The organism is Polynucleobacter sp. AP-Ainpum-60-G11 (genome assembly GCF_018688375.1).
Classification (GTDB): domain Bacteria; phylum Pseudomonadota; class Gammaproteobacteria; order Burkholderiales; family Burkholderiaceae; genus Polynucleobacter.
The window spans coordinates 317343-340422 of the sequence record NZ_CP061318.1; the positions used below are offsets into that span (position 1 = coordinate 317343).

General features: G+C 41.7%; 23 protein-coding genes. 12 read left to right on the forward strand and 11 right to left on the reverse strand.

The annotated features are described in order from the left end of the window. The first annotated feature begins 29 nt into the window (after nt 1-29). The 7 genes from FD971_RS01695 (at nt 30) to FD971_RS09945 (ending at nt 10176) form a co-directional block, all read left to right on the forward strand. The gene (locus tag FD971_RS01695; protein WP_215334399.1) at nt 30-2159 is read left to right on the forward strand and encodes a bi-domain-containing oxidoreductase; all 2130 of its coding nucleotides are present in this window, start codon (nt 30-32) and stop codon (nt 2157-2159) included. Next, the gene (locus tag FD971_RS01700) at nt 2137-3789 is read left to right on the forward strand and encodes a heparinase II/III family protein (protein WP_215334400.1); all 1653 of its coding nucleotides are present in this window, start codon (nt 2137-2139) and stop codon (nt 3787-3789) included. The genes FD971_RS01695 and FD971_RS01700 overlap by 23 nt, the downstream gene beginning before the upstream one ends. A gap of 20 nt (nt 3790-3809) precedes the next feature. Further along, a complete protein-coding gene (wecB, locus tag FD971_RS01705; protein ID WP_215334401.1) occupies nt 3810-4955 on the forward strand; it encodes a non-hydrolyzing UDP-N-acetylglucosamine 2-epimerase in 1146 nt (381 codons plus the stop codon). After that, nucleotides 4956-6173 (forward strand): UDP-N-acetyl-D-mannosamine dehydrogenase, encoded by a 1218-nt coding sequence (wecC, locus tag FD971_RS01710; protein ID WP_215334402.1) that lies wholly within the window; start codon nt 4956-4958, stop codon nt 6171-6173. 50 nt (nt 6174-6223) lie between these two features. Then, nucleotides 6224-7417, forward strand: a complete 1194-nt coding sequence (locus FD971_RS01715) for a glycosyltransferase family 4 protein (RefSeq protein ID WP_215334403.1) — start codon at nt 6224-6226, stop codon at nt 7415-7417. 60 nt (nt 7418-7477) lie between these two features. Beyond that, on the forward strand, nt 7478-8038 hold the full coding sequence (locus FD971_RS01720) for a sugar transferase (RefSeq protein ID WP_215334404.1): 561 nt from the start codon (nt 7478-7480) through the stop codon (nt 8036-8038). A 236-nt stretch (nt 8039-8274) separates the two neighbouring features. Beyond that, entirely contained in the window at nt 8275-10176 is a 1902-nt protein-coding gene (locus FD971_RS09945) for a nucleoside-diphosphate sugar epimerase/dehydratase (RefSeq protein ID WP_305848902.1), read from the forward strand. Nucleotides 10177-10577: 401 nt separating this feature from the next. Here FD971_RS09945 and FD971_RS01730 read toward each other — a convergent pair whose 3' ends face one another. Beyond that, complete coding sequence (locus FD971_RS01730) at nt 10578-11111, reverse strand: hypothetical protein (RefSeq protein WP_215334406.1); 534 nt, start codon at nt 11109-11111, stop codon at nt 10578-10580. Between FD971_RS01730 and FD971_RS01735 the strand changes: the two genes are divergently transcribed. Beyond that, complete coding sequence (locus tag FD971_RS01735; protein ID WP_215334407.1) at nt 11084-11647, forward strand: transaldolase family protein; 564 nt, start codon at nt 11084-11086, stop codon at nt 11645-11647. The genes FD971_RS01730 and FD971_RS01735 overlap by 28 nt on opposite strands. Nucleotides 11648-11766: 119 nt before the next feature. Here FD971_RS01735 and FD971_RS01740 read toward each other — a convergent pair whose 3' ends face one another. Together FD971_RS01740 and FD971_RS01745 are read right to left on the reverse strand one after the other, a co-directional pair. Beyond that, nucleotides 11767-12861: a glycosyltransferase gene (locus FD971_RS01740; RefSeq protein ID WP_215334408.1), complete on the reverse strand. Its 1095-nt coding sequence runs from the start codon at nt 12859-12861 to the stop codon at nt 11767-11769. Between the two features lie 77 nt (nt 12862-12938). Then, nucleotides 12939-13958 carry a calcium:proton antiporter gene (locus tag FD971_RS01745; RefSeq protein ID WP_215334409.1) on the reverse strand — a complete coding sequence of 340 codons (1020 nt, stop codon included), beginning with the start codon at nt 13956-13958 and terminating at the stop codon, nt 12939-12941. Between the two features lie 76 nt (nt 13959-14034). On the opposite strand from FD971_RS01745, the gene FD971_RS01750 reads away from it, so the two are divergent. After that, nucleotides 14035-14403 carry a sirohydrochlorin chelatase gene (locus tag FD971_RS01750; protein ID WP_215334410.1) on the forward strand — a complete coding sequence of 123 codons (369 nt, stop codon included), beginning with the start codon at nt 14035-14037 and terminating at the stop codon, nt 14401-14403. Here FD971_RS01750 and cobA read toward each other — a convergent pair. The 7 genes from cobA to FD971_RS01785 all read right to left on the reverse strand — a co-directional run bounded on the left by cobA (nt 14326) and on the right by FD971_RS01785 (nt 20225). After that, complete coding sequence (gene cobA / locus FD971_RS01755; protein WP_215334411.1) at nt 14326-15213, reverse strand: uroporphyrinogen-III C-methyltransferase; 888 nt, start codon at nt 15211-15213, stop codon at nt 14326-14328. The two genes, FD971_RS01750 and cobA, sit on opposite strands and share 78 nt — an antisense overlap. Nucleotides 15214-15237: 24 nt before the next feature. Continuing rightward, nucleotides 15238-15783, reverse strand: coding sequence for a DUF934 domain-containing protein (locus FD971_RS01760; RefSeq protein ID WP_215334412.1), 546 nt, complete (start codon nt 15781-15783; stop codon nt 15238-15240). Between the two features lie 13 nt (nt 15784-15796). Then, nucleotides 15797-17512: a nitrite/sulfite reductase gene (locus FD971_RS01765; protein WP_215334413.1), complete on the reverse strand. Its 1716-nt coding sequence runs from the start codon at nt 17510-17512 to the stop codon at nt 15797-15799. Between the two features lie 130 nt (nt 17513-17642). After that, nucleotides 17643-18014, reverse strand: coding sequence for a hypothetical protein (locus FD971_RS01770; RefSeq protein WP_215334414.1), 372 nt, complete (start codon nt 18012-18014; stop codon nt 17643-17645). A 23-nt stretch (nt 18015-18037) separates the two neighbouring features. Further along, nucleotides 18038-18265: a hypothetical protein gene (locus FD971_RS01775; RefSeq protein ID WP_215334415.1), complete on the reverse strand. Its 228-nt coding sequence runs from the start codon at nt 18263-18265 to the stop codon at nt 18038-18040. 26 nt (nt 18266-18291) lie between these two features. Further along, nucleotides 18292-19200 (reverse strand): amidohydrolase, encoded by a 909-nt coding sequence (locus FD971_RS01780; RefSeq protein WP_215334416.1) that lies wholly within the window; start codon nt 19198-19200, stop codon nt 18292-18294. A 14-nt stretch (nt 19201-19214) separates the two neighbouring features. Beyond that, nucleotides 19215-20225, reverse strand: coding sequence for a tripartite tricarboxylate transporter substrate binding protein (locus FD971_RS01785; RefSeq protein ID WP_215334417.1), 1011 nt, complete (start codon nt 20223-20225; stop codon nt 19215-19217). Nucleotides 20226-20339: 114 nt separating this feature from the next. On the opposite strand from FD971_RS01785, the gene pcaD reads away from it, so the two are divergent. Genes pcaD through FD971_RS01800 form a run of 3 tightly spaced genes read left to right on the forward strand, consistent with a single transcriptional unit; the run spans nt 20340 to nt 22484 of the window. Next, nucleotides 20340-21155: a 3-oxoadipate enol-lactonase gene (pcaD, locus tag FD971_RS01790; protein WP_215334418.1), complete on the forward strand. Its 816-nt coding sequence runs from the start codon at nt 20340-20342 to the stop codon at nt 21153-21155. 25 nt (nt 21156-21180) lie between these two features. Continuing rightward, a complete protein-coding gene (locus FD971_RS01795; protein ID WP_215334419.1) occupies nt 21181-21369 on the forward strand; it encodes a hypothetical protein in 189 nt (62 codons plus the stop codon). Nucleotides 21370-21407: 38 nt separating this feature from the next. Beyond that, the gene (locus FD971_RS01800; protein ID WP_215334420.1) at nt 21408-22484 is read left to right on the forward strand and encodes an acyltransferase; all 1077 of its coding nucleotides are present in this window, start codon (nt 21408-21410) and stop codon (nt 22482-22484) included. Between the two features lie 9 nt (nt 22485-22493). Here FD971_RS01800 and yjgA read toward each other — a convergent pair whose 3' ends face one another. Continuing rightward, nucleotides 22494-23021, reverse strand: a complete 528-nt coding sequence (gene yjgA / locus FD971_RS01805; RefSeq protein ID WP_215334421.1) for a ribosome biogenesis factor YjgA — start codon at nt 23019-23021, stop codon at nt 22494-22496. Nucleotides 23022-23080: the final 59 nt, after the last annotated feature.

Consider the following 23080-nt stretch of genomic DNA (forward strand, 5'->3'; position numbering starts at 1 on the left):
TTATTAAATATTAGAGCTGGAAATTATCTGTGAAGCAAGTTATACAAAATTTTAATACTGGATTTACCGGATTAATTGATACCCCCTGCCCCAGAGTTGACGCTGGACAGTTGCTTATAAGAACCGAAAATTCATTAATTTCGACTGGTACAGAGCGAATGTTAATTGAATTTGGGCGATCTAACCTGTTACAAAAAGCAAGGCAGCAGCCGGATAAGGTCCGGCTGGTTTGTGATAAGGTCAGAACGGATGGAATAGTTCAGACTTGGGAAGCATTGAAGGAGAAACTTGATCAGCCAATTCCTCTTGGCTATTGTAATGTTGGCGTCGTCAGTGCATTAGGACAGGGCGTCAGCGAATTCTCCTTGGGCGAACGTGTTGTATCAAATGGCAGCCATGCTGAAATGGTTTCGGTTGCAAAAAATCTTTGCGCGCGAATACCGGAGAATGTATCAAATGAAGCTGCAGCATTTACAGTTGTAGGTGCCATAGCATTGCAAGGCATTCGACTTATAAAACCAACGCTTGGTGAAACCATTGCTGTAATTGGCCTTGGATTAATTGGTCAGTTATCAGTACAAATATTAAAGGCTAATGGATGCAATGTTATTGCAGCAGATTATGATAGAGAAAAGATTAAAATTGCCAAGAATTTCGGGGCTAAAGTTATTGATCTAAATGAAGAAGATCCGGTAGAAATTGTAGATAAAATATCAAAAAATATTGGCATAGATGCTGTACTTATTACCGCATCAACTGAAAGTGACACTCTAATACATCAAGCAGCCCAAATCTGTCGCCAGCGGGGAAGAATCGTGCTAGTTGGTGTGGTGGGGCTTAAGCTGCAGAGAAATGACTTCTACAAAAAGGAGATAAGTTTTCAAGTCTCCTCTTCCTATGGGCCTGGTCGGTATGATCCAAGCTATGAGGAAAAGGGAGTTGATTATCCAATAGGATTTGTAAGGTGGACCGAGCAGAGGAACTTTACAGCAATTTTAGATTTGATGAGCAAGGGAAGTATTGACGTACTGCCTTTGATAACAAATAGATTCAAGCTCGATAATATTGAGAATGCTTACGAGGCCGTAACAAACAGCAAGACTGCAATGGGGATTCTAATAGAGTATTCTTCAAACTTAAAGAAAGAAGATGCAAGCATCAATTCTAGATCGGTATATTTAAATCGAATATCTCCTAAGAAAAGCAAAGTTAATAATCCCACAATTTCAGTTATAGGGGCAGGGAACTATGCAACATCACAATTAATCCCTGCAATGAAAATGGCAGGGGCATCGCTATCCCAGATAGCAACAAATGGCGGTATTAAAGGAATTTATGCCGCAATGAAGTATGGGTTTGACGTCGCCACCACTGATATTGATTTGATGTTTGAAGAAAAAGGTTCGAGCGCAATAGTGATAGCTACAAGGCACGATAGCCACGCTAATTTGGTTATAAAAGCGATTGAATGTGGAAAACATGTGTACGTTGAGAAGCCGTTATGCCTAACTTTGGAGGAATTGGCTAAGATAAAGAATTCCTTTTACAGTAAAAGGGATGACGGTCTTGAACCAATTCTCATGGTTGGATTTAATAGGAGATTTGCTCCTCATGTTAGAAAAATAAAAGAGCTGCTTAATGGAATTTCTGAGCCTAAATCATTTTTGTTGACGGTAAATGCGGGCTACTTACCTAATGATCACTGGGCACATAATTCGAATATAGGTGGAGGAAGAATAATTGGTGAGGCTTGCCACTTTGTTGATTTACTTCGGCATTTAGCAGGCCACAAAATAATAAAATCAAGCATAAATAGGTTGTCGGAAAACGCTGAAGATACGGCGACAATTCAGCTAAGCTTTGAAGATGGGTCAATGGGAACGATTCATTACTTTGCGAATGGTAATAAAAAATTCCCAAAGGAGCGTCTTGAAGTATTTGTGCTGGGGCGAATTCTACAGCTTGATAACTTTCGAAGACTGAGGGGGTATGGTTGGAAAAACTTTAAGAACCTTAATCTTTGGAGGCAGGATAAGGGGCAAAAAACTTGTGCGAATGAGTTTATGAAGTCAATATCAAACGGCACCGAATCCCCCATATCGATTGAGGAAATATTTGAAGTTAGCAAAATAATAATTGAACTTGCTCAAAAAAATTAGCCTGTATTGGCACACAATACGATATTTGAAATGGATTCAAATCCACAGTCGCCTCAAGCAAAAAATTTATAGTCCAAGAATAAAATGGTCACACTTTTTAGAATTAGAGGTTAGAAAAGTAGATGGGGTTTGGTTGGGTTCAATACCAAGTAAGCAAAGTGTTGTCGAGTCTGGGGAATTTGTCTTTTTAGGTAAAAGTGGAAAATTAACAGATATAAATTGGAACGGATCCGAGAGAGATAAGTTGTGGCGTTATAACCAGCATTACTTTAATGACTTAAATGCAATTGAATCATTAAGTAGACAAAGTTGGCATTTAGAAATGCTCAATGATTGGGTTAAGCAAAACCCTCCAAACTATGGAGTTGGGTGGGAGCCATATCCCTTATCTATAAGGGTGGTGAATTGGATAAAATGGGGGCTGGCGGGGAACTCAATCCCAGAATTATGCATGCAGAGTCTTGTAATGCAGGTCCGTTGCCTAGAAAAAAAAATTGAGTGGCATTTATTGGGAAATCATTTGCTTGCAAATGCTAAGGCCTTAATATTTTCTGGAGTGTATTTTAAAGGTAGCGAGGCAAAAAAATGGCTAAAGTTAGGTTTGGAAATTCTTAAAACCCAAATTCCTGAACAGATCTTGGAAGATGGCGGCCATTTTGAGTTGAGTCCAATGTATCACTCAATCATTCTTGAGGATTTGCTGGATCTCATTAATTTATCTCAAACTTTTCAAAACCAAATTGAGCTCAGCTTTATTCTCACGCTAAAAAATACAGCCAAAAATATGTTGGAATGGCTTCTATGTATGATTCATCCTGATGGACAAATAGCATTATTTAATGATGCTGCCTTTGGAATTTCTGCTGCACCTAGAGATTTGATTAAATATGCAGATAATTTAAACATTATCTATGACAAATTGCAGAATTTTAATTCTGGCATCAAACATTTAAAGAGCAGCGGCTATGTAAGAATTAAATTGGATCAAGTAATTGCTATATTAGATGTTGCACCAATTGGCCCCGATTATCTTCCGGGGCATGCTCATGCTGATACGCTTTCATTTGAGCTGTCCATATATGGGCAAAGAATAGTGGTAAACGGGGGCACTTCATTGTATGGATCCAGTCCAGAGCGGCTGCGGGAGCGGGAAACAAAATTTCATAGCACCGTGGAAATAAATAATGAGAACTCTTCAGAGGTTTGGAGTGGATTTAGGGTTGCCAGGAGAGCATATCCTTTTGGTTTAAATATTGATTCGGGCAATAATATAATTTATGTAGGATGCTCCCATAACGGTTATGCAAGGCTTAAAAGTAATCCTATTCACCGTAGAGAGTGGTTTATGAGTAAGCATAATTTAACAATAGTAGATTCAGTAGTAGGCGGCGCATATAAATCAATTGCAAGGTATATATTGCACCCACAAATTTCAGTACAAGTGCTAAATGAGAGGGAATGGTGTTTATATGCACCATCAGGCAAAAAGTTTACTGTAGAAGTTTTAGAGGGAGATGGGGCTATAACTATGACTAGCTATGCTCCTGAATTTGGAGTAAAAGTACAAACTCACTGCATTGAAGTTAATATGAGATTAGGGCGATCTGAGGTAAGGTTTAATTGGCAATGATATTAATTTTTTAACTAATAATGAAATCCAAGAAAAAAATAATGCTTGCCTTTGGTACCCGTCCAGAGGCTATTAAAATGGCCCCTATCTATCATTGCCTTAAAGACAATAGTAATGATTTTGAGGTCCTGGTATGTGTAACTGCTCAACATCGCGAGATGCTTGATCATGCATTAAATACCTTTGATATTAAACCAGACATTGATTTGAATTTAATGACTCCAGGACAGGATCTATTTGACGTTAGCGCCGGAGTGCTATTGGGTATGCGTAATGTCTTAAATGATCATAAACCGGATATATTATTAGTACATGGCGATACGACAACATCCTTATTTTCTGGAATAGCAGGGTTTTATCAAAATATATTGGTTGGACATGTTGAGGCTGGCTTAAGGACGCATAATCTGCATGCACCATTTCCGGAGGAATTCAATCGACAAGCATTAGGAAGGGTGGTTCATTGGCATTTTGCACCCACAAAACTAAGTCGCGAGAATCTTTTGCGTGAAGGGGTGGATAAAAATCAAATTGCCATAACAGGCAATACAGTTATTGACGCCTTATATTTGGTTTTAGAGCGCATTGAGTTAAATCCTCATAAGCGACATTCAATACAAGATTATCTGAGTGAAAAGCTGTCTTTTAAATGGATGAGCGATAAATTTATCCTTATAACGGGGCACCGCCGAGAAAATTTTGGTGATGGATTCTTAAATATCTGTAATGCTATAAAAATACTGGCCAAACGATTTCCTATGATTAGGTTTGTATATCCAGTCCATATGAATCCAAAGGTTCAGGTGACCGTTAGAGATATTTTAGGCAACCTTTCAAATGTTCATTTAATCCAACCTTTGGACTACGAACCATTTGTTTACCTTCTTAAATATTGCTATTTTGTAATGACTGATAGCGGGGGAATTCAAGAAGAAGCTCCAAGTCTAGCAAAGCCTGTATTGGTTATGCGAGACTTAACAGAGCGACCAGAGGGGGTTGAGTTTGGAACTGTAAAGTTAGTAGGCGCAAATCAAGATATGATCATCTCAAATGTTGCGGAGCTGCTAGAAGATGAGGGGATCTATAAATCAATGTCAATGGCTCATAATCCCTATGGGGATGGAAAAGCATCTAATCGAATTATTGATATATTGAAGGGGGCCTAGATGAAAAATATTGAAATTTGCGTAATTGGACTTGGTTATATTGGACTTCCAACAGCAGCATTGTTGGCATCAAATGGTTATAAAGTAATTGGTGTTGATGTGAATCAATTAATTGTGGATGTTGTAAATCAAGGAAAGATTCATATTGTTGAGCCTGAATTAGATGCTTATGTAAAGTCAGCCGTTTCCAGTGGAAATTTAAAAGCGAAACTAAGCCCACAAGTCGCAGATATTTTTATTATATGTGTGCCGACCCCATTTATTGAGGGATCTGAAACGCCGTTGCCAAATATCGACTACGTATTGGCGGCCGCAGATAGTATAAAAAGCTTTGTTGAGCCAGGAAACTTGGTGATTCTAGAGTCTACATCGCCGATTGGAACAACAAAAAAAATTGAACAAGTCTTTCAGCGATCAGGTGTAAATACAGATGAGATAAATATCGCATATTGTCCTGAGAGGGTCTTGCCGGGAAACATTATGCGCGAGCTTGTTGAGAACGATAGAGTGGTTGGTGGTTTATCGTTCGCCGCAACTCAGATTGTCAGCGATTTTTATAGAACTTTTGTTAGGGGTAGAGTTTTAGAAACAAATGCGTCTACCGCAGAAATGTGTAAGTTGGTTGAAAATAGCTATAGAGATGTCAATATTGCATTTGCAAATGAACTTTCAATACTTAGTGCCAATGAAGGCATAGACGTTTGGAAATTAATAGAGTTGGCTAACCATCATCCACGAGTAAACATACTGCAGCCAGGTGTGGGGGTGGGTGGTCATTGTATTGCAGTAGACCCATGGTTTTTAGTTGCTCAAGATCCAATGAATGCAAATTTAATTAGGGTTGCCAGGGAAGTCAATAATTTTAAAACGAAGTGGGTTATAGATAAAATAAAAAAATGTATTGATCGGGAGCAAATAAAGAGCGATACCAAGATAAAGGTGGCGTGCCTAGGAATAACTTTCAAGCCGGATATCGATGATTTAAGGGAGTCACCAGCCCTCCAGATTACTCAGTCTTTGCTAAACCAAGGTTATGACGTGATAGTGGTGGAGCCAAATATAAAAAAACATAAATCGTTAAAATTGGTAGAGATCAATAAAGCCATAGCGGAAGCAAATGTAATTGCAGTTTTAGTGAGGCATAAAGAGTTTCTAGAGGTAGATGCGCTTAAAAATGATTATGCTAATAATGTGATGGATTTTTGCGGGATAACTTAGCATTAAGCTTTGGGTAGGCTTATACATGGATTTAATAGAGAAACTTATTAATGAGAATCCTTATCTTAACTTTTTACTATCCTCCAGACTTGTCTGCGGGCTCTTTTCGTGTTGCCGAACTTGTTAAAACATTAGAGGAGCTCTATAGTGAAAAAATTAATATAGAGATTGTTACAACTGAGCCAAATAGATATGCTACCTACACTCGGCTAGCTGATCATAAGGAGGTAGTTGGGGGAATTTCAGTCCATAGAATAAAAATTCCAAAACATAACAGTAGAATATTAGATCAAGCTAAAGCATTTGTTATTTATGCCGTATATGCAATAAAACACGTAAAAAATCGTGAATTTGATTTGGTGTTCTCAACATCAGGGCGTCTAATGACTGCGACGCTGGGTGCATTTATTGCTAAAAATAAGAAGTTACCCCTGTACTTAGACATGCGGGATATTTTTGTAGACACAATCCAAAGCACTCTACCCCTGATTGTTGCATTTATAGCAGCCCCAATATTTTCACTCATTGAGCGATACACGGTTAAGGCTGCTATTCATATAAATTTAGTGTCACCTGGTTTTAAAGATTATTTTGAAGAAAAATACCCAAATAAATCCTTTTCGTATTTTTCAAATGGGATTGATGAGGAGTTTTTAACTGCGGATGGAACAAAATTTAAAAAAAATGATGTCTTGAAGGTGTGCATCAACGAGCCACTTAGGATTTTATATGCTGGCAATATCGGCGATGGCCAAGGCTTGCACAAAATTGTACCAATGCTTGCAAAAAAATTAGATAAAAAAGTAAAGATTAGATTGATAGGTGGCGGCGGCAGATTGGAAGAATTAAACTCTAATTTAAAGCGAATGGGTATATGCAATGTAGAAATTTTGCCCCCGATTGCTCGTATGGATTTAATTAGTGAGTACCAAAATGCACATGTTCTATTTTTGCATTTAAATAATTATGATGCTTTTGAAAGAGTGCTGCCATCAAAGATATTTGAATATGCTGCAGTTGGTAAGCCGATATTGGCTGGAGTGTCTGGTTTTGCTGCTAATTTTTTAACTAAAGAGGTATTAAATAGCGCCGTGTTTGATCCATGTGATGTTGATGGTGCTATCACAGCACTTGAAAGACTTGAAATTAGGAATACTGATAGAAGTGATTTTGTAAAAAACTATCTTCGAAAAAATATAATGAAAACGCTGGCAGTAGATATCGTAACTCGAATCGATGCCTAATTTCTGATATTTTCATTTAATATTATATTTATCACCATAGCGCGACTGATATTGAAAATTATGAAACGATTTTTTGATTTGGTAATAGGTTTTTTTATGATTATGGTATTCATGATTCCTATAGGGTTAATTTGTTTTGCAATTAAATTAACAAGCAATGACTCAATATTTTATTGGTCTGATCGGGTTGGAAAGAATGGCATGATCTTCAGGATGCCTAAATTTAGGACAATGAAATCCTCGACTCCTGTTATGGCAACACACCTTCTTTTTGATTTGGGTCAATATTTAACCCCCTTGGGATCTTTTTTACGAAAAACAAGTCTTGATGAATTGCCACAGCTCGTGAGTGTTTTGGTCGGCAAGATGAGTTTTGTGGGGCCGCGACCTGCATTATTTAACCAAGATGACTTAATTGGATTGCGTATCCAGCATGGTATAGATAAACTTGTCCCAGGATTGACTGGCTGGGCACAAGTTAATGGCCGTGATGAGTTGTCTATTCCAGATAAAGTGCAATACGATTTAGAGTATCTTCATAACCAATCCTTTTTATTTGATATGCGGATATTGATTTTGACCCTTTTTAAGGTAATTCTGCGATCTGGAGTTTCTCATTAATTACAATTTTGCTAGAAAATATCGTGCCGATATTGGTCCCGTTACTCCCTCCGGTCAAGGATTTTAATTTGAGTTGATTTATTTTTCAGTAGAACTTTAATGAGAATTATTTATCATTAACCTTTACTGCCACTATTCCCTTGTCAGGGTGGTAGGTAAATTATAATAATTGCGTGCCTAGTAACGTAGCTAAACAATCCTTATTAAACTTGCACCGGTCATTAAAAACGGTGTTAGTGATATCTTCCGACGTCATTATTTGTGGATTTTGTGTCTGGCTTGCATTTGGACTACGTTTGGATGAATGGGGATTTTTTCAGGGCAAGCAATGGATCTTTTTTATTTCGACAGTTGGCTTTTCAGTCCCTCTCTTTATTTCATTTGGCCTTTATAGGGCAATTTTTAGGTATATCGGCTCAACTGCTTTTCTTTCCATCGTACGTGTTTTTATCATCTACACCAGCATTGTTTTCTGTGTTTTTACAATCATCAGTATCGGTGGTGTACCAAGATCAGTTGGAGTCATTCAACCAATTTTATTCTTTATTGCAATTGGTGCCAGTAGATTTTTTGTTCGATATTGGCTAGGCGGTACCAGCAATGTTCGTGCGCCATTTTATCGAACCCATGCTGTTGCTCTTGTTTATGGGGCTGGCAAAGCTGGTCGTCAGCTAGTGGAGGGCCTATCCAATAATGAGGAGATATCCATCAAAGGTTTCATCGATGATAATCCAAGCGTGCAGGGAAGGACCATAAATGGCATTAATGTTTATTCGAATACCAATTTACAAGATCTTATTTGCCGGTTAAAAATTACGGATGTGCTGCTGGCTATCCCCTCTGCAAACCAGAGTCGCAGAAGCGAAATTATTTCTTCATTAAATGGATGTGGGGTTCGTGTTCGGACATTACCAGGGCTGATTGACTTGGCCTCTGGTCGGTTCAAAATAGCAGACCTTCATGATTTGGATATGAATGATTTGCTCGGAAGAGCGGCGGTTCCTCCAAAAATAGAATTATTAGAAAAAAATATTCGTAATCAAATTGTTTTGGTAACAGGGGCGGGTGGCTCAATTGGCAGTGAGCTTTGTCGTCAGATTATTAAGTTTCGCCCTCAATCTTTAATTTTGATTGATAGTAGTGAACATTCCCTATATTCGATCTATGAGGAATTAAAGGCGGCTCATATTGGGCTCGAAGATAATTTTCTGATGAGCACCAGAGACAAGCAACAGTTCCTGCCGCAAGCAACTTTACCAATTAAGTTGGTCCCTTGCCTATCTTCGGTTCAAGATAGTGATCAGATTCGTAGGATTTTTAGGGAGCATCACCCGAATACAGTTTTTCATGCTGCTGCTTATAAGCATGTTCCATTGGTAGAGCAAAATCCTATTGAAGGTATTCGTAATAATGTATTCGGAACTATTACCTGCGCAAATGCCTCTCTAGAGACTGGCGTTTCCCATTTTATTTTGGTAAGTACCGATAAGGCTGTTAGGCCAACAAATGTGATGGGTGCCAGTAAGCGTGTTGCTGAATTAGTTTTGCAGGCAATGGCAGATAACGTCTCCAAGAACAATCGATCAACAATCTTTTCGATGGTGCGTTTTGGAAATGTACTTGGTTCATCTGGATCTGTTGCTCCTCTATTTAGCTTACAAATTGCAGCTGGTGGACCCATTACCTTGACGCATCCTGAAGTCACTCGCTATTTTATGACCATTCCCGAGGCAGCGCAGTTGGTAATTCAGGCTGGTTCAATGGCCATTGGAGGCGATGTTTTTGTACTCGAGATGGGTGAGCCAGTACGGATTTATGATTTGGCCGTCAAGATGATTTATTTATCAGGTCTATTGGTTAGAGATGAAACTCAACCCCATGGTGATATTGAAATTAAGATTACCGGATTGCGTCCGGGGGAAAAGCTCTATGAAGAGCTTCTGATTGGTGAAAATCCAGAGCCAACACAGCACCCTAAAATTTTGAAAGCGCATGAGCAATTCTTGTCTTGGAATACTTTAGAGCTCCAGCTTGAAGAGCTTAAGTTGGCCCTCGATACATTTGATGCTAAGTTGATTAGAGGCACCCTTAAAAATCTAGTGCCTGATTACCAGCCCAATGTCAGCACAGCTATTTAATTTTGGAATTTTTTCTTAAAGCCTAGTTCAGCCACCAAATGGGTATTTTTTGAGATAGATTATCCATTTATCGTCAATTACCTGCAGTATTGTCATGGCCGATTACTTAACATTCTTATTTTCACAGCGCAATCCCTTGCATAAATTGAAAATTTAATCTACTGGAAATATTGATTAAACATACCATTTACTTGATTGAAAACCAGGTCATTAAATTGATTATGCTGGTTTAGAAATTTTGAGAATTTATTGATAGTAATGAAGAGTTATCGGCCACTATTCTCATGTTGGATTGAGTTAATGATAGTATTTCTTAAATAGATTCCTGTCTTTCTAAGGCTTCCAGTGGAGTAAATTTTGAAGTGCAAATAATGAAAACATCATAAGTTGGGCGCTAAAATTTAAGGCACCAAACTTAAAAACAAAAACTCAAAGAAAATAATCAAGTGCACTACGCCCTGTAATAAGGTAGTTCTCCCAATAGCCAGCGTTAATGCCCCAATAAAGAATGACAGATACATTAGGGTCATATTTAGACTGCTGATACCTAGGCTTAGCGGCAGGTTAAAGACAATAGCAATGGTTGCTACTGTGGGGATAGTGAGCCCAATACTTGCTAAGGCAGATCCTAGCGCCAAGTTCAAGCTGCTCTGCAATCTGTTGGCTCTAGCAGCTCTGACTGCTGCATAGCCTTCTGGTAGAAGTACCAGCATGGCAATGGCGATACCTACTACTGTCTTTGGCGCACCTGCCCCTTTAACTCCAGCCTCAATTGCTGGGTTGAGTGCTTCTGCCAGCCCAACTACCACTATGAGTGACAATAACAATAAGACTGTGCTAATGCTTGTTTTAAGGTTGCTGGGTTTGTCCGCATGAGTATCACTGTCTATCTTACCTTCTTCCTTTTTTGGTAGGTAATAATCACGATGACTCACTGTCTGGAAGAATAAGAAGGCGACTCAGATTATCGGACTTTTTTAAGGATATCCTAACCTCCATTAAAGATAAGCCCTTGTCTTTGGAGGTTTTCTCAGATGATTTCCTTGAGATGGAGCATCAAGCCCTTAAGATTGCAGGCTGGGGTGAAAATGTTTATGTAAAGATCCCAATTACCAATACGAAGCAAGAGACTTGCTATGACTTAGTGAAAATATTGGCCAATCAAAAAGTCAAACTAAATGTAACTGCACTAATGACGCTTGATCAGGTAAGAAATGTTGTGGCTTCTCTTGATCCTAAAGTACCTAGCTATGTCTCAGTATTTGCGGGACGCGTTGCTTATACTGGATATGATCCGTTGCCGATGATGGCAAAAGCTGTTGATATATTAAAATCCTCTCCGGCTTCTGAGTTGATTTGGGTCAGTCCAAGAGAGTTATTGAGCATCTTCCAAGCCGATCATATTGGGTGCCATGTCATACCGTCACGAATGATATTCTCAAAAAACTTTCTCTGGTGGGCTATGATTTAGATCAATATTCCTTGGATACTGTTAAGATGTTTTACAAAGATTCTATTGATGCTGGTTTTAAACTCTGATTCAATCAAATCTTACGCTTGGAGAGGGCTTTTACCCCACCCTTATAAAGCCTATCGCCTGCTAATTAGATACTCTGGAATTTTGTAACGCACTATCGCCAAATATATCCAAACATAGCTTATGGCAAAGAGTGCTACAAACCCTATAAGGGCTAACTGATAGCGCCAGAACAGGACTGCAGGAATAACCCCAAGAAGGCATATTAGCCATAGATAAGGCGATGTCATTGAATTTCTATAGATCTGGTGTTGTTGGTCTTCATTGCTTCCATCCCAGCGTACTATTCGACGATAAATGAGTTGATGCAGATGGAGAGCATCCGGTATTCCGGGATTAATGCGCTTCAGTATCACTCTTCGATAAATAGTAAAGAGCGTTTCGAAAATAGGGTAGATGCAAAGCAATAGCGGAAACCATTTGGATACTTCTGGATGTCTTGCTGTTAAAAGGACTGAGAGTTCTGCAATCCAAAAACCAACTAGGTAAGCCCCGCCATCACCCAAGAAAATGAGGCCGCGTGGATAGTTCCAAATCAGAAAACCTAGTAAGGCCCCAATCATAGCTAGAGATGCAATCATGATTTGAGTATCACCAACCTGAAAGGCCACATAAGTCAGGCCACTAAGAATGATGATTGCTACCATACTCGTTAAACCGTTGTAACCATCGATGATATTAAAGGCATTCGCTACTCCAGCAACTGCAAAGCAGGTAATTCCAATAGCGACTGCCGGGTAAGCGAGCATTAAATTATCAATACCCAATATCTGAACTGAGGTTAGCCAGCCGCCTAAAAGATGGCCAGCAATTGCTGCAGCTATAAAGCTGGCAATAAGGCGAACCTTAACTCCTACCTTTTTTGTAATGTCTTCCACAAATCCAAATATAAAGGCAGGTAGTGATGATGCAATTAAGAGTAATCCAAAATTTCCAACGGCTTCATTCTCAAAGTATCGAACTACGAGTGAGACGATCAGCCCGAGTAATATTCCAAGCCCACCAATTCTTGGAACAACATGGGTGTGAAATTTTTGTATCCCCATGATGTCAGAGTCGGAACTAAATTTGGAATGCAAATGACTGCTGCGAATCACCCAGAAGGTGATTAATAAAGATACAAGAAAAGAGACTGCTAGAACACTCATATTTCCTAGATTATAAGAATTACAACTTTTGATGAGTCAATTCTAATCTATCAATGAAGCCTTGTATGGTTTGATCCTTAAGGTACCAAACTTAAGAACAAAAACTCAAAGAAGATAATCAAGTGCACTACCCCCTGTAATAGGGTAGTTCTACCAATAGCTAGCGTTAATGCTCCAATGAAAAATGACAGATACATTAGGGCCATATTCAGGCTGGTGATACCCAGGCTTAGCGGCAGGTTAAAGACAATAGCAATGGTTGCTACAGTGGGGATAGTGAGCCCAATACTGGCCAAGGCAGATCCTAGCGCCAAGTTCAAGCTACTTTGCAATCTGTTGGCTCTAGCAGCTCTGACTGCTGCATAGCCTTCTGGTAGAAGTACCAGCATGGCAATGGCGATACCCACTACTGTCTTTGGCGCACCTGCCGCATTAATTCCAGCTTCAATTGCTGGGTTGAGTGCTTCGGCTAGTCCCACTACCACGATGAGTGACAATAACAATAAGAATATGCTAATGCTTGTTTTGAGGTTGCTGGGTTTATCTGCATGAGTTTCACTGTTGATCTTACCCTCTTCCTTTTTTGGAAGGTAATAGTCACGATGACTCACTGTCTGGAAGAATAAGAAGGCGATATAGAGAGCAAAACAGGCAATGCCTGCAAATGCAAGCTGACTCTTAGTGAAATCTGGCCCTGGCGTACTAGTTGTGACAATCGGCATAACCAAGATAAAGGTAGCCATAGCAGTCAGTACGGCCAATGCTGAATTGGTGCCCTCATTACGGAAAGACATCTCGTGATGTTTGAATCCACCCATAAAGATACAGAGGCCAATCACTCCATTAACTACGATCATGACTGTAGCAAAGACAGCATCACGGGCAATAAATTCAGAGCCCTCATGACCCGATAGCATCATGGCGATGATGAGAGAAACTTCAATAATTGTGACACTAATTGAAAGTACTAGAGTTCCATATGGCTCACCTGTTTTGTGTGCAATTACTTCTGCATGATGAACGGCTGAGAGCACTGCGCCAAAAAGGGTGATGCCCATTACGATGATGAACCAAGTTTGGCTAAGAAGATTTGTCATTTATCTAGGGGTAGGGCGCTTAATTTCAGGGTAAGCTAAGATATTAATTCTAATGGTTTATAAGGTTTATATAGATGTGAATACAAAAGCAATCATCTTATTTGGCCATGGCGCCCGTGATACTCGTTGGCATGAACCATTTGATCGTTTGGCCGCTCTTTGGAAGGCTCAACACCCCAAGATTCTGGTGGAATTGGCTTTTTTGGAGCTCATGCAACCCGGTCTTGAAGAAGCTATTTTATCCTTGGTTATTGTTGGCGCAACAGAAGTGGTGGTGGTCCCTGTATTTTTTGGTCAGGGCGGTCATTTGCGCAATGACTTCCCAGTGCTAATGTCAGCCTGTCAGGAGAAATTTCCTTGGATTAAATTAAGCGCTACGCCTGCTGTCGGAGAAGATGCAGCTGTCTTGCAGGCCATCATTGACTTTGGGGCTAGAGCTTTTTAGTGCAGGCAGTGTCTTCATACTTTGATTGGCGTCCCGATTTGCAGATTGTCGCTTCTCTCTGAGGGCTTCCCCAACCATAATTAGTGCAGGCGAGGCTTTATCAAACCAGTCGTTGACTTTGCCGTCGGCTAATTGACCAAGAGTGCCTAACCAGTGACGCTCATTCTTAGTGCTGACTGCTTCTAGGATGTGAACGGGTGTCTCATGGGTGTGTTGAGAGTTACTCTCTACTAATTGCTTGGCTATATTGCTGGCATCCTTGCGCCCCATGTAATACACCACAGTATCTGCACTGGGGTTTTGTATAGGTTGAGCCGTGTCTTGATCTGCTGGGTGTTTTATAGTTTTAAAGGTTTCATTGGTTTGAGTTAAAGTCACAAAGGCAACACTTCTGCTAACGCCTCGTAATGTCAGCGACTGCTGAATGGTAGCTGCTCCCGCTAGGGCAGCGGTAATACCCGGCACTACTTCTATTTCAATATGATGATTTTTGAGTGCTTGGATTTCTTCATCAGCGCGCCCAAACATCATGGGATCGCCGCCTTTTAAGCGAACAATGATTTGATATTTATGAGCGGCATCAACGAGTCGCTTGTTAATGAAATGCTGCGCACAAGATGGTTTGCCGCAACGCTTACCAACAGGTTCTTTAATAGCCTGTGGACAGAGCTCCAGCATGGCTGGATCTACCAATGCATCATAAAAAACAATATCGGCTTTCTCAAGGAGCTTTGCACCACGTACAGTAATGAGATCTACTGCGCCAGGACCAGCGCCAACCAAGAAGACTTTCCCGAAAGTTGATGTCATGGTGCAGTTGTATCTATTAATTGATTAAACAGCATTAGTAGTGCGCTCATCACGCCAGCTGTTCTGGGTTGTCACACTAAAGAGATCAAACTGCTTGAGTCCGATGTCGAGGTTTTGATCGGGGCGTAGTTCAAAAGCATCAAAACCTACACGTGCGCCTTGTAAGAGTTGATCGATTAAGACATCCCCAATCGCACGGACTTCACCTTGCCATTCAAAGCGATTTCTGAGGAGCGCTGCAGTACTAAAACTTCTGCCATCCCGAAAAATAGGGAAATGCGCACCAACTACCGGCCATAAGGATTTAGCATCTTCAATGATGTCATCATGCTTGAGAATGTCATCATCGGCGGCAAACCACACGCCAATCTCTCCTTTGCCCGCTTTATCTTGTACATCCTGGTTCTTGTGATGTGTGATCCACCAATGAAACGGTACTAATACCTTGTGTAATCCATGCTCTAGGTCTGGAATGCCACCTTCATCACGCTCGCCATCCCAGGCTTGCCATTCATTAGCAATCACTGTTGGTTTGCCATCTTTTGGAAAGTAAATAATCTTTTGGTTCATAGTTTTTCCATGATTAAGCTAACACTCCTTTGGGGTGCTTGCGATTACTCTTGTAGGCCGCTTCTTTGAATGGGGTTACGCCTAGACGGCGGTAGGTCTCAATGAAAGGTTCATCGCCTGCGCGTTGTTCAATGTAGGTATTAATCAAACTGGTCATGACGTCGGGGATTTCATTGGCGTAGAAAGAGGGTCCAATGACTTTGCCAATAGAGGCATCATTGCCTTGCTCTCCACCTAAGGTGATTTGGTACCACTCTTCACCATCTTTATCGACGCCAAGTACGCCAATATTGCCGACGTGATGATGACCGCAGGAATTAATACATCCTGAGATATTTAAACTGATATCACCCAAATCAAATAAGTAATCCAAATCATCAAATCGCTCCTGAATTGCCTTAGCAATCGGAAGGGACTTAGCATTGGCTAATGAGCAGAAATCACCTCCTGGGCAGGCAATGATGTCAGTGAGTAATCCAATATTGGGTAGGGCTAGACTGTGATTCTTAGCAGCACGCCAAAGATTGAGTAATTGTGTTTGTTCAACATCGGCTAGCACTAAGTTTTGTTCATGCGTAACGCGTAACTCACCAAAGCTATATTGGTCGGCTAAGTCAGCTATGGCATTCATCTGCGCACTAGTGGCATCGCCTGGAGCAACTGTGCCATGGGGCTTGAGCGACAGGATTACGCTGGCATAGCCTGTAACTTGATGGGGTTTGACATTGCGCTCTAACCAACGAGCAAAGGCAGCTCTATCACTCTCAGGCGCAGCTACAAGAATGGCCTCATCACTTAATACATTCAACTGTTGATATGCAGGCTTAGTAAAGTGCTTAGCAACACGCCCCCATTCAGCCTGTGTGAAATTATCTTTACTCTGCTTTGTTTCATTGTGAAGGTGTGCCCATTCACCTTCAACTTGGCGTGCAAATTCTTCGGGACCTAAAGCCTTTACCAAAATCTTGATGCGGGCTTTGTAGAGATTATCTCTTCTACCAAAGCGGTTATACACACGCAAGAGGGCAGTTAAATAGCTTGGCAGTACCTGCCATGGCAAGCCTTGCTTAATTAATGATCCCACTATGGGTGTGCGACCCATACCACCACCTGCATAGATGTCTGCAGTGAGTTCACCATTCTTGATAGCTGGGTTTTTCTTGAGTTCAATACCGACATCATGGCAAAGCAAGACAGTGCGATCTTCTTTCGCACCATTAATCGCAAACTTGAACTTTCGTGGCAGGTGAGCAAACTCTGGATGTAAGGTTGACCATTGACGTAGGAGTTCACAAACAGGACGGGGGTCGACATGTTCATCGGCAGCAATACCTGCAAAGGCATCGCTTGTGATGTTGCGAATACAGTTGCCCGATGTCTGAATGGCATGCATTTCTACTTTGGCTAATTCAGCCAAGATGTCCGGAGTTTGCTCTAGCTCTACCCAGTTGAACTGAATGTTTTGACGGGTAGTGAAGTGACCATAACCGCGATCGTATTTATCAGCAATGAAGGCTAGCGTGCGAAGCTGTTTAGAGCTCAATAAGCCATAAGGAATGGCAATGCGTAGCATATATGCATGGCGCTGATGGTAGAGACCATTCTGTAGGCGGAGAGGGCGGAACTCTTCTTCGGCTAAGGTGCCGTTTAGACGACGTTCAACTTGGTCTCGGAATTGGATAACCCGTTGATCTACAAGGGTTTGGTCAATATGGTCATATTTGTACATAGACCCGTATTGTCTGGGGCTATGTCTATAACTACAAATACTTAAATATTGAATCTATATATCTAGATCAATATATAGGGTTTGATCATTCGGAATTGATGCTTTATTGCTGGGGGCTCAACGACAGCATTTAGAGGCTAAATTCTCTGTAATGCCTGTATAGATTGGCAATCGAAGCAAACCCTAAAACAACGATCAGAACCGCAAACAGGTATTCAAGCGTGAGGTAGCTAAAGATCCCTGACTGAATCGCTACTGCTGCCGCAATAAAAGCGGCAATCGCTCCAAACACCACAATCTTGAAGTTCGGAATAAAAGCGCCCAGAGTAATTGCAACAAATAGCAAGATAAGATCTGAAATTAACTGATCCGCAGTTTGAAAAATGCTATTGGTCAACTCGGGGTTAGTTAGCTTGCCCAGAACGGCAAGCAACAGAATGCTTGCAAGCACTGCAAAATTGAGTTTTGCTTTATTGAAAATCGTTTTGAGTTGATCGTTCATGCGTAGGATTTTTGTATGGTGAATTAGTAGTTCGGACTACCGCTAAATACTAGGCTGATCCCAATCCAAAGCAGAATAAAGGCAATCAAAATAGTGAAGCCAATCTTTTTGAGGAAGTACTCTAAGGTATCCATATAAGCTTCATCATTACGACCAAAGTACTGATCGAAACGTTTCCACACTAAACGACCAACAACTAAGGGTAGCAACATCGCTGCGATGCCGAGAACAACAGTAAAAGTGGTATCCATTGAGTTTGATTCTTTCTTGCTGATATCTATTGGTTGGTAGTAATGGCCGGAAAGTCATATAGCATACAGGGATTGTCTGAGAGGATGGTTTTTCTCAAGCTGGTATCTGTGATCCAGGATCCAAATAGATCACATAAGTCGGCATCATGAGGCATTTGTTTTTTGACCATCACATGCGGCCAATCGCTACCCCAGATCAATCTCTGACTATTGGCATGAATCACTTCATAATTAAATGCTCGCATGTCTTCATAGGGAAAGTCCCCATCACAAATACGATATGCCCCAGTCATTTTGACCCAAGCTTTGTTATTTCGAAGTAGTTCAAGTAGGCCCTCAAAACCTTTGTCATTGATGCCATGTTTTGCGTGGCAGTAGCCAAAGTGACCAAAAACTAAGTCGACTGGAAAGTCTGCAAATGTACTAGCAAGATTGGGATATTCATTGACATGGGCTAGTAACTCTAAATGCCACCCAAGGGGCTGGATCCGTTTGGCTATTGCAGTCAATTGAGCGATTGGCAAGCCGGCGGATTTATCGCTGACATCAACCACGTTACAGCGTATACCCCGCACTCCTGCCTGATGCATTGATTCTAATTCGGTATCTGTAATGCTAGGGTCAATCACCGCAACACCACGAAACTGATTGGGGTATGAAGCAAGCGCTGCGAGCATCGCGCGGTTATCGGTTCCATACACGCTGGGCTGTACTAAGACCGCACGATCAATGCCTAACATTGCCAATAAAGACTGATACTGGACAAGCGTAGCATCAGGTGGCGTGTAGATACGCTCCTTGGCATAAGGAAATTCGACTGCTGGTCCGCATATATGAGCATGACAATCTACCGCCCCAGTAGTAAATGCGATCTTAGGTGATCGGATTTCTGGATCTGGGGCTTGGCAGAGTGGTGCTGAGTAAGTGGAATTCAATTTACTGTTTGAGATTACTGAGGTTCAATATTGGCGTCTTTGGCAATCTTCTGATACTTCGCCATTTCATCGCGGACAAATTTGCTGAACTCTTGTGGGCTCATGGGAGTTGCTTTAATGCCCTTGGCTTCATAAGCGGTTTTCACTTCGGGATTTTGCATGGCTAGATTGATATCTTGATTAATCTTTTTAACAATTGCTGCTGGTGTGCCTGCTGGTGCCCATACGCCAAACCAAAGACCAATTTCAAAGGTGAAGTAACCCAACTCAGCAATGCTTGGGATATCTGGAACGGCCGCATTGCGAGCTTTGCTTGTCACGCCAAGCGCTCTTACTTTGCCGCCTTTTAGTTGTCCAATAGCAGTATCGAGTGGCGCCATGTAGAAAGCAGTCCGTCCAGCCATCGTATCTTGAATAGCCTCTGGCGAGCCTTTATAGGGCACGTGAATCAGTTTGATGCCCATCATTTGATTAAAGTATTCAGCGGCGAGGTGAGTAGAGCTTCCAACGCCAGCAGAAGCGAAAGTGATTTCACCGGGTTTGGATTTTGCCGCGATCACCAGATCCCTGATGGATTGGTATGGACCCTCTGCAGATGTGATTAAGACGTAAGGAGTTTGTCCAAGAATATCGACATCAACTAGGCTCTTGAGTGGGTCATACGGTAGTTTTTTATAGATTGCCGGATTAGCGGCATATGAAGCAGATTGCACTAACAGGGTATAGCCATCGGCCTCTGAGCTCACGACTGCGCCAGTGCCAATTAAACCTCCTGCGCCAGGACGATTTTCAATAATGACGGATTGCTTCCAGGTTTCTGCCAAGCTTTTGGCAACGATTCTGCCGGCAATGTCAGCCCCAGAACCCGCTGTCAAGGGAACAATCATCTTCACGGTCCGATTGGGATAACTTTGCGCATTGGCCAGGCTGGAAATGAGGCTCAGGCTAAAACCTAAGCCAATGAACAGGCTCAACATTAAATTGTTTTTGAGCGGACGAGGGGATTGCAATGTTTTTTGCATCATATCTCCTTAGTATTTTTATTGTTTCGTTGGATAATCTACCATGCTCCCGGCAAGATCACCATGATCAAGATGGGAAATATAAAAATTGCTAAATCAGCTAGAAAGTAGAGACAAATGGGCCAAAAACTAGAAAAACAGATCGTCAAGGTCAATGGGATAGATATTGCCTATCGTTTTGATGGTCCCAGCGACGGTCATGTAGTGATGATGGCTAACAGCTTAATGTCGGATTGCAGTATGTGGGACTGGAATGTGCCCGCATTAGCGGATCGCTACCGTGTTTTACGCTTTGATAAGCGTGGGCATGGCGACTCACAAACCACACCAGCGCCTTACAGCATTCCTCAATTAGCTGATGATGCTGTTGCTCTATTGGATGCTCTCAAGATTGATAAAGTGCATTTCATCGGTCTGTCGATGGGGGGTATGATCGGTCAGCAATTGGGTGCTCGCTATCCAGAGCGTGTTTATTCTTTATCTCTATGTGACACTGCCAGCGAAATGCCTCCCCGCAGTCTCTGGGAAGAGCGTTTTGAGATTGCCCAACAAGAGGGAATCGCAGGATTGGTAGATGGCACTATTAAGCGCTGGTTCACGAGCCCCTTTATTGCTCGCGCACCTCAAGATATAGCCAAAGTGCGCGAGATGATTCTGGGTACTGGAGTTGAAGGCTACTTAGGATGTGCAAGCGCGGTCAGGGATATGGCGCAAACCACGATGTTGCTGAAAATTAAAGCGCCAACACTAGTTCTGACAGGTCGCCAGGATCCAGCCTGTACTGTTGATCAAGCGATTGTGCTCAATCGCATGATTGATGGATCCAAGTTGGTTATATTGGAAGATGCGGCGCATTTATCTAATATTGAGCAGCCAGAGGTATTTAATCGCACCATTCGTGACTTTATTGATACAGTGGACAACTCTTTGTAAGAATGTATTTAAATATTAACGTGCTATGGCAATGAAAAAAACGGACCTCTACAAAAACCTTGCTCTGACTACTGCTCAGCGTATGAAAAATGCAGCAAAGACGCCAAAGCCAGGTGCTGCCGAGAATATTGCGAAATCCAAAAAAGAGCTTGCCAGTAGCAATCCTATGCTCGCTTCTTTGATGGGCAATACAAAGTCTGAGAAATCCAAATAATCACTCTTTATTAAATTGAGTGCCGGTCTATTTCTGTTTTGAAGCAAACGCAACCCCTTTTCTTAATTGATCTTCTCAAGGTCTTCGCAGCGCTGTTAATCATCCTGCATCACCTATCTAGCTACGGCCAGATTGCAGAAGATGCGCGCTTAGTATTGCCGAGCTTGATGACATGGCTCTTTGAGTACGGTCGTTATGCCGTGCAAATCTTTTTAGTGATGGCCGGCTACTTGGCAGCTCAGTCCCTGAGGCGATTCGCTAATACGAAATTCAGTAGCCAGAATTTACTGCGAGTCATCATCAATCGCTATTTGCGTTTGTTTGCACCCTATGTTGCCGCTTTGATTTTCACCATGCTTTGCGCTTGGATTGCGCGCTTCTGGGTGAATGATGAATTCGTTGGTGAGCAAGAGACCTTGAGTCAATTTATTGCCCACCTGTTTTTTCTGCAGGGCATCCTGGGTCTTGATTCGATCTCTGCAGGTGCCTGGTATGTGGCGATTGACTGGCAACTATACTCAGTACTGGCCGTCCTACTCATTTCTTTTTCCTCTTATCAAGCCTTGATATGGCTAATCAGCATTGTTGCCGTAAGCTCTTTGCTGTATTTCAATCGTTCCGCACATTACGAGGCCTACTTTATTTACTTCATTGGCTCTTATGGCCTTGGTGTGCTAGCTTATCTAGCTAAGAACTTTGCTGATAAGAAGATTCAAGGCTTAGCCAAGCTTGCACTCATTGCTATTGGGGTGATTATTGCTGTGTCCACGCTTCAACAGGTGTGGTTGCGCAACTTCTTGGCTTGGTTTGTGGCTTTACTGTTATTTGTTTGGGGCAATACTGCTTATCCCTCTGTTGGAACTGCAACGCGAGGATTGAAAGTAATAACACTGCATGTAATCGCTTGGGCTAGCCCCCGTTCTTACTGCGCGTTCTTAATTCACTTTGCATTTATCTTACTGGCAAATACGCTTTACATTGCCTCTGGAATGCATGCTCACGAGAGTGGTCTGATTGCAATCAGTCTGATGCTGGGAGTGGTGGTATGTAGCACTATTGCTGCTAGCTACCTGTATCGCTGGGTTGCGGTTCCCTCAGCGAAGCTGAAACTTTAAAGCAACAGCTTAAATACCCATATCTTTCAAGACGCGGAAGATTTCTCGATAAGCCTTAGGAGGTTTATTAACTTCTTTTTCTTTGCGCGCATTGCGGATGAGGGTGCGCATATTCTGGATATCCATATTGGGATATTGCTCAATCATCTTGGTAAAGGTTTCATCATTTGCGATTAGGCGATCGCGATAAGACTCCAGATGATGAAGCTTGGCAGTCTCTGCTTTGCTCACGCCCTGAATCGCATCCAAGCGCTTCTGAATCGCATCCAACTCTTCTTCATCCAAAAAGCGCATGAGTTTGCCAAGGTATTGCTTATGGCGACGAATCGCCTCAAAACTTTTAATCTTGTTAGTTTCTGCAATGGCGGCCTTAATGGCCTCATCCAATGGGATGGTCTTTAAAGCATCACTGCTGAGTGCTGCCAGAACCTCGGCCAGCTTTTGGCGCTCAGTCATCTGGCGCTTTAGCTCAGATTTGCTGGGCCCCTCATCAAGATCTTCTTTCTTAGGGGTGCGGTTCTTTTCGTTGACATGCATGGGGCTATTTTAGACGGGTATTCGCCGTTTCTAGCTGAATTACCCAATTTCTTCCCATC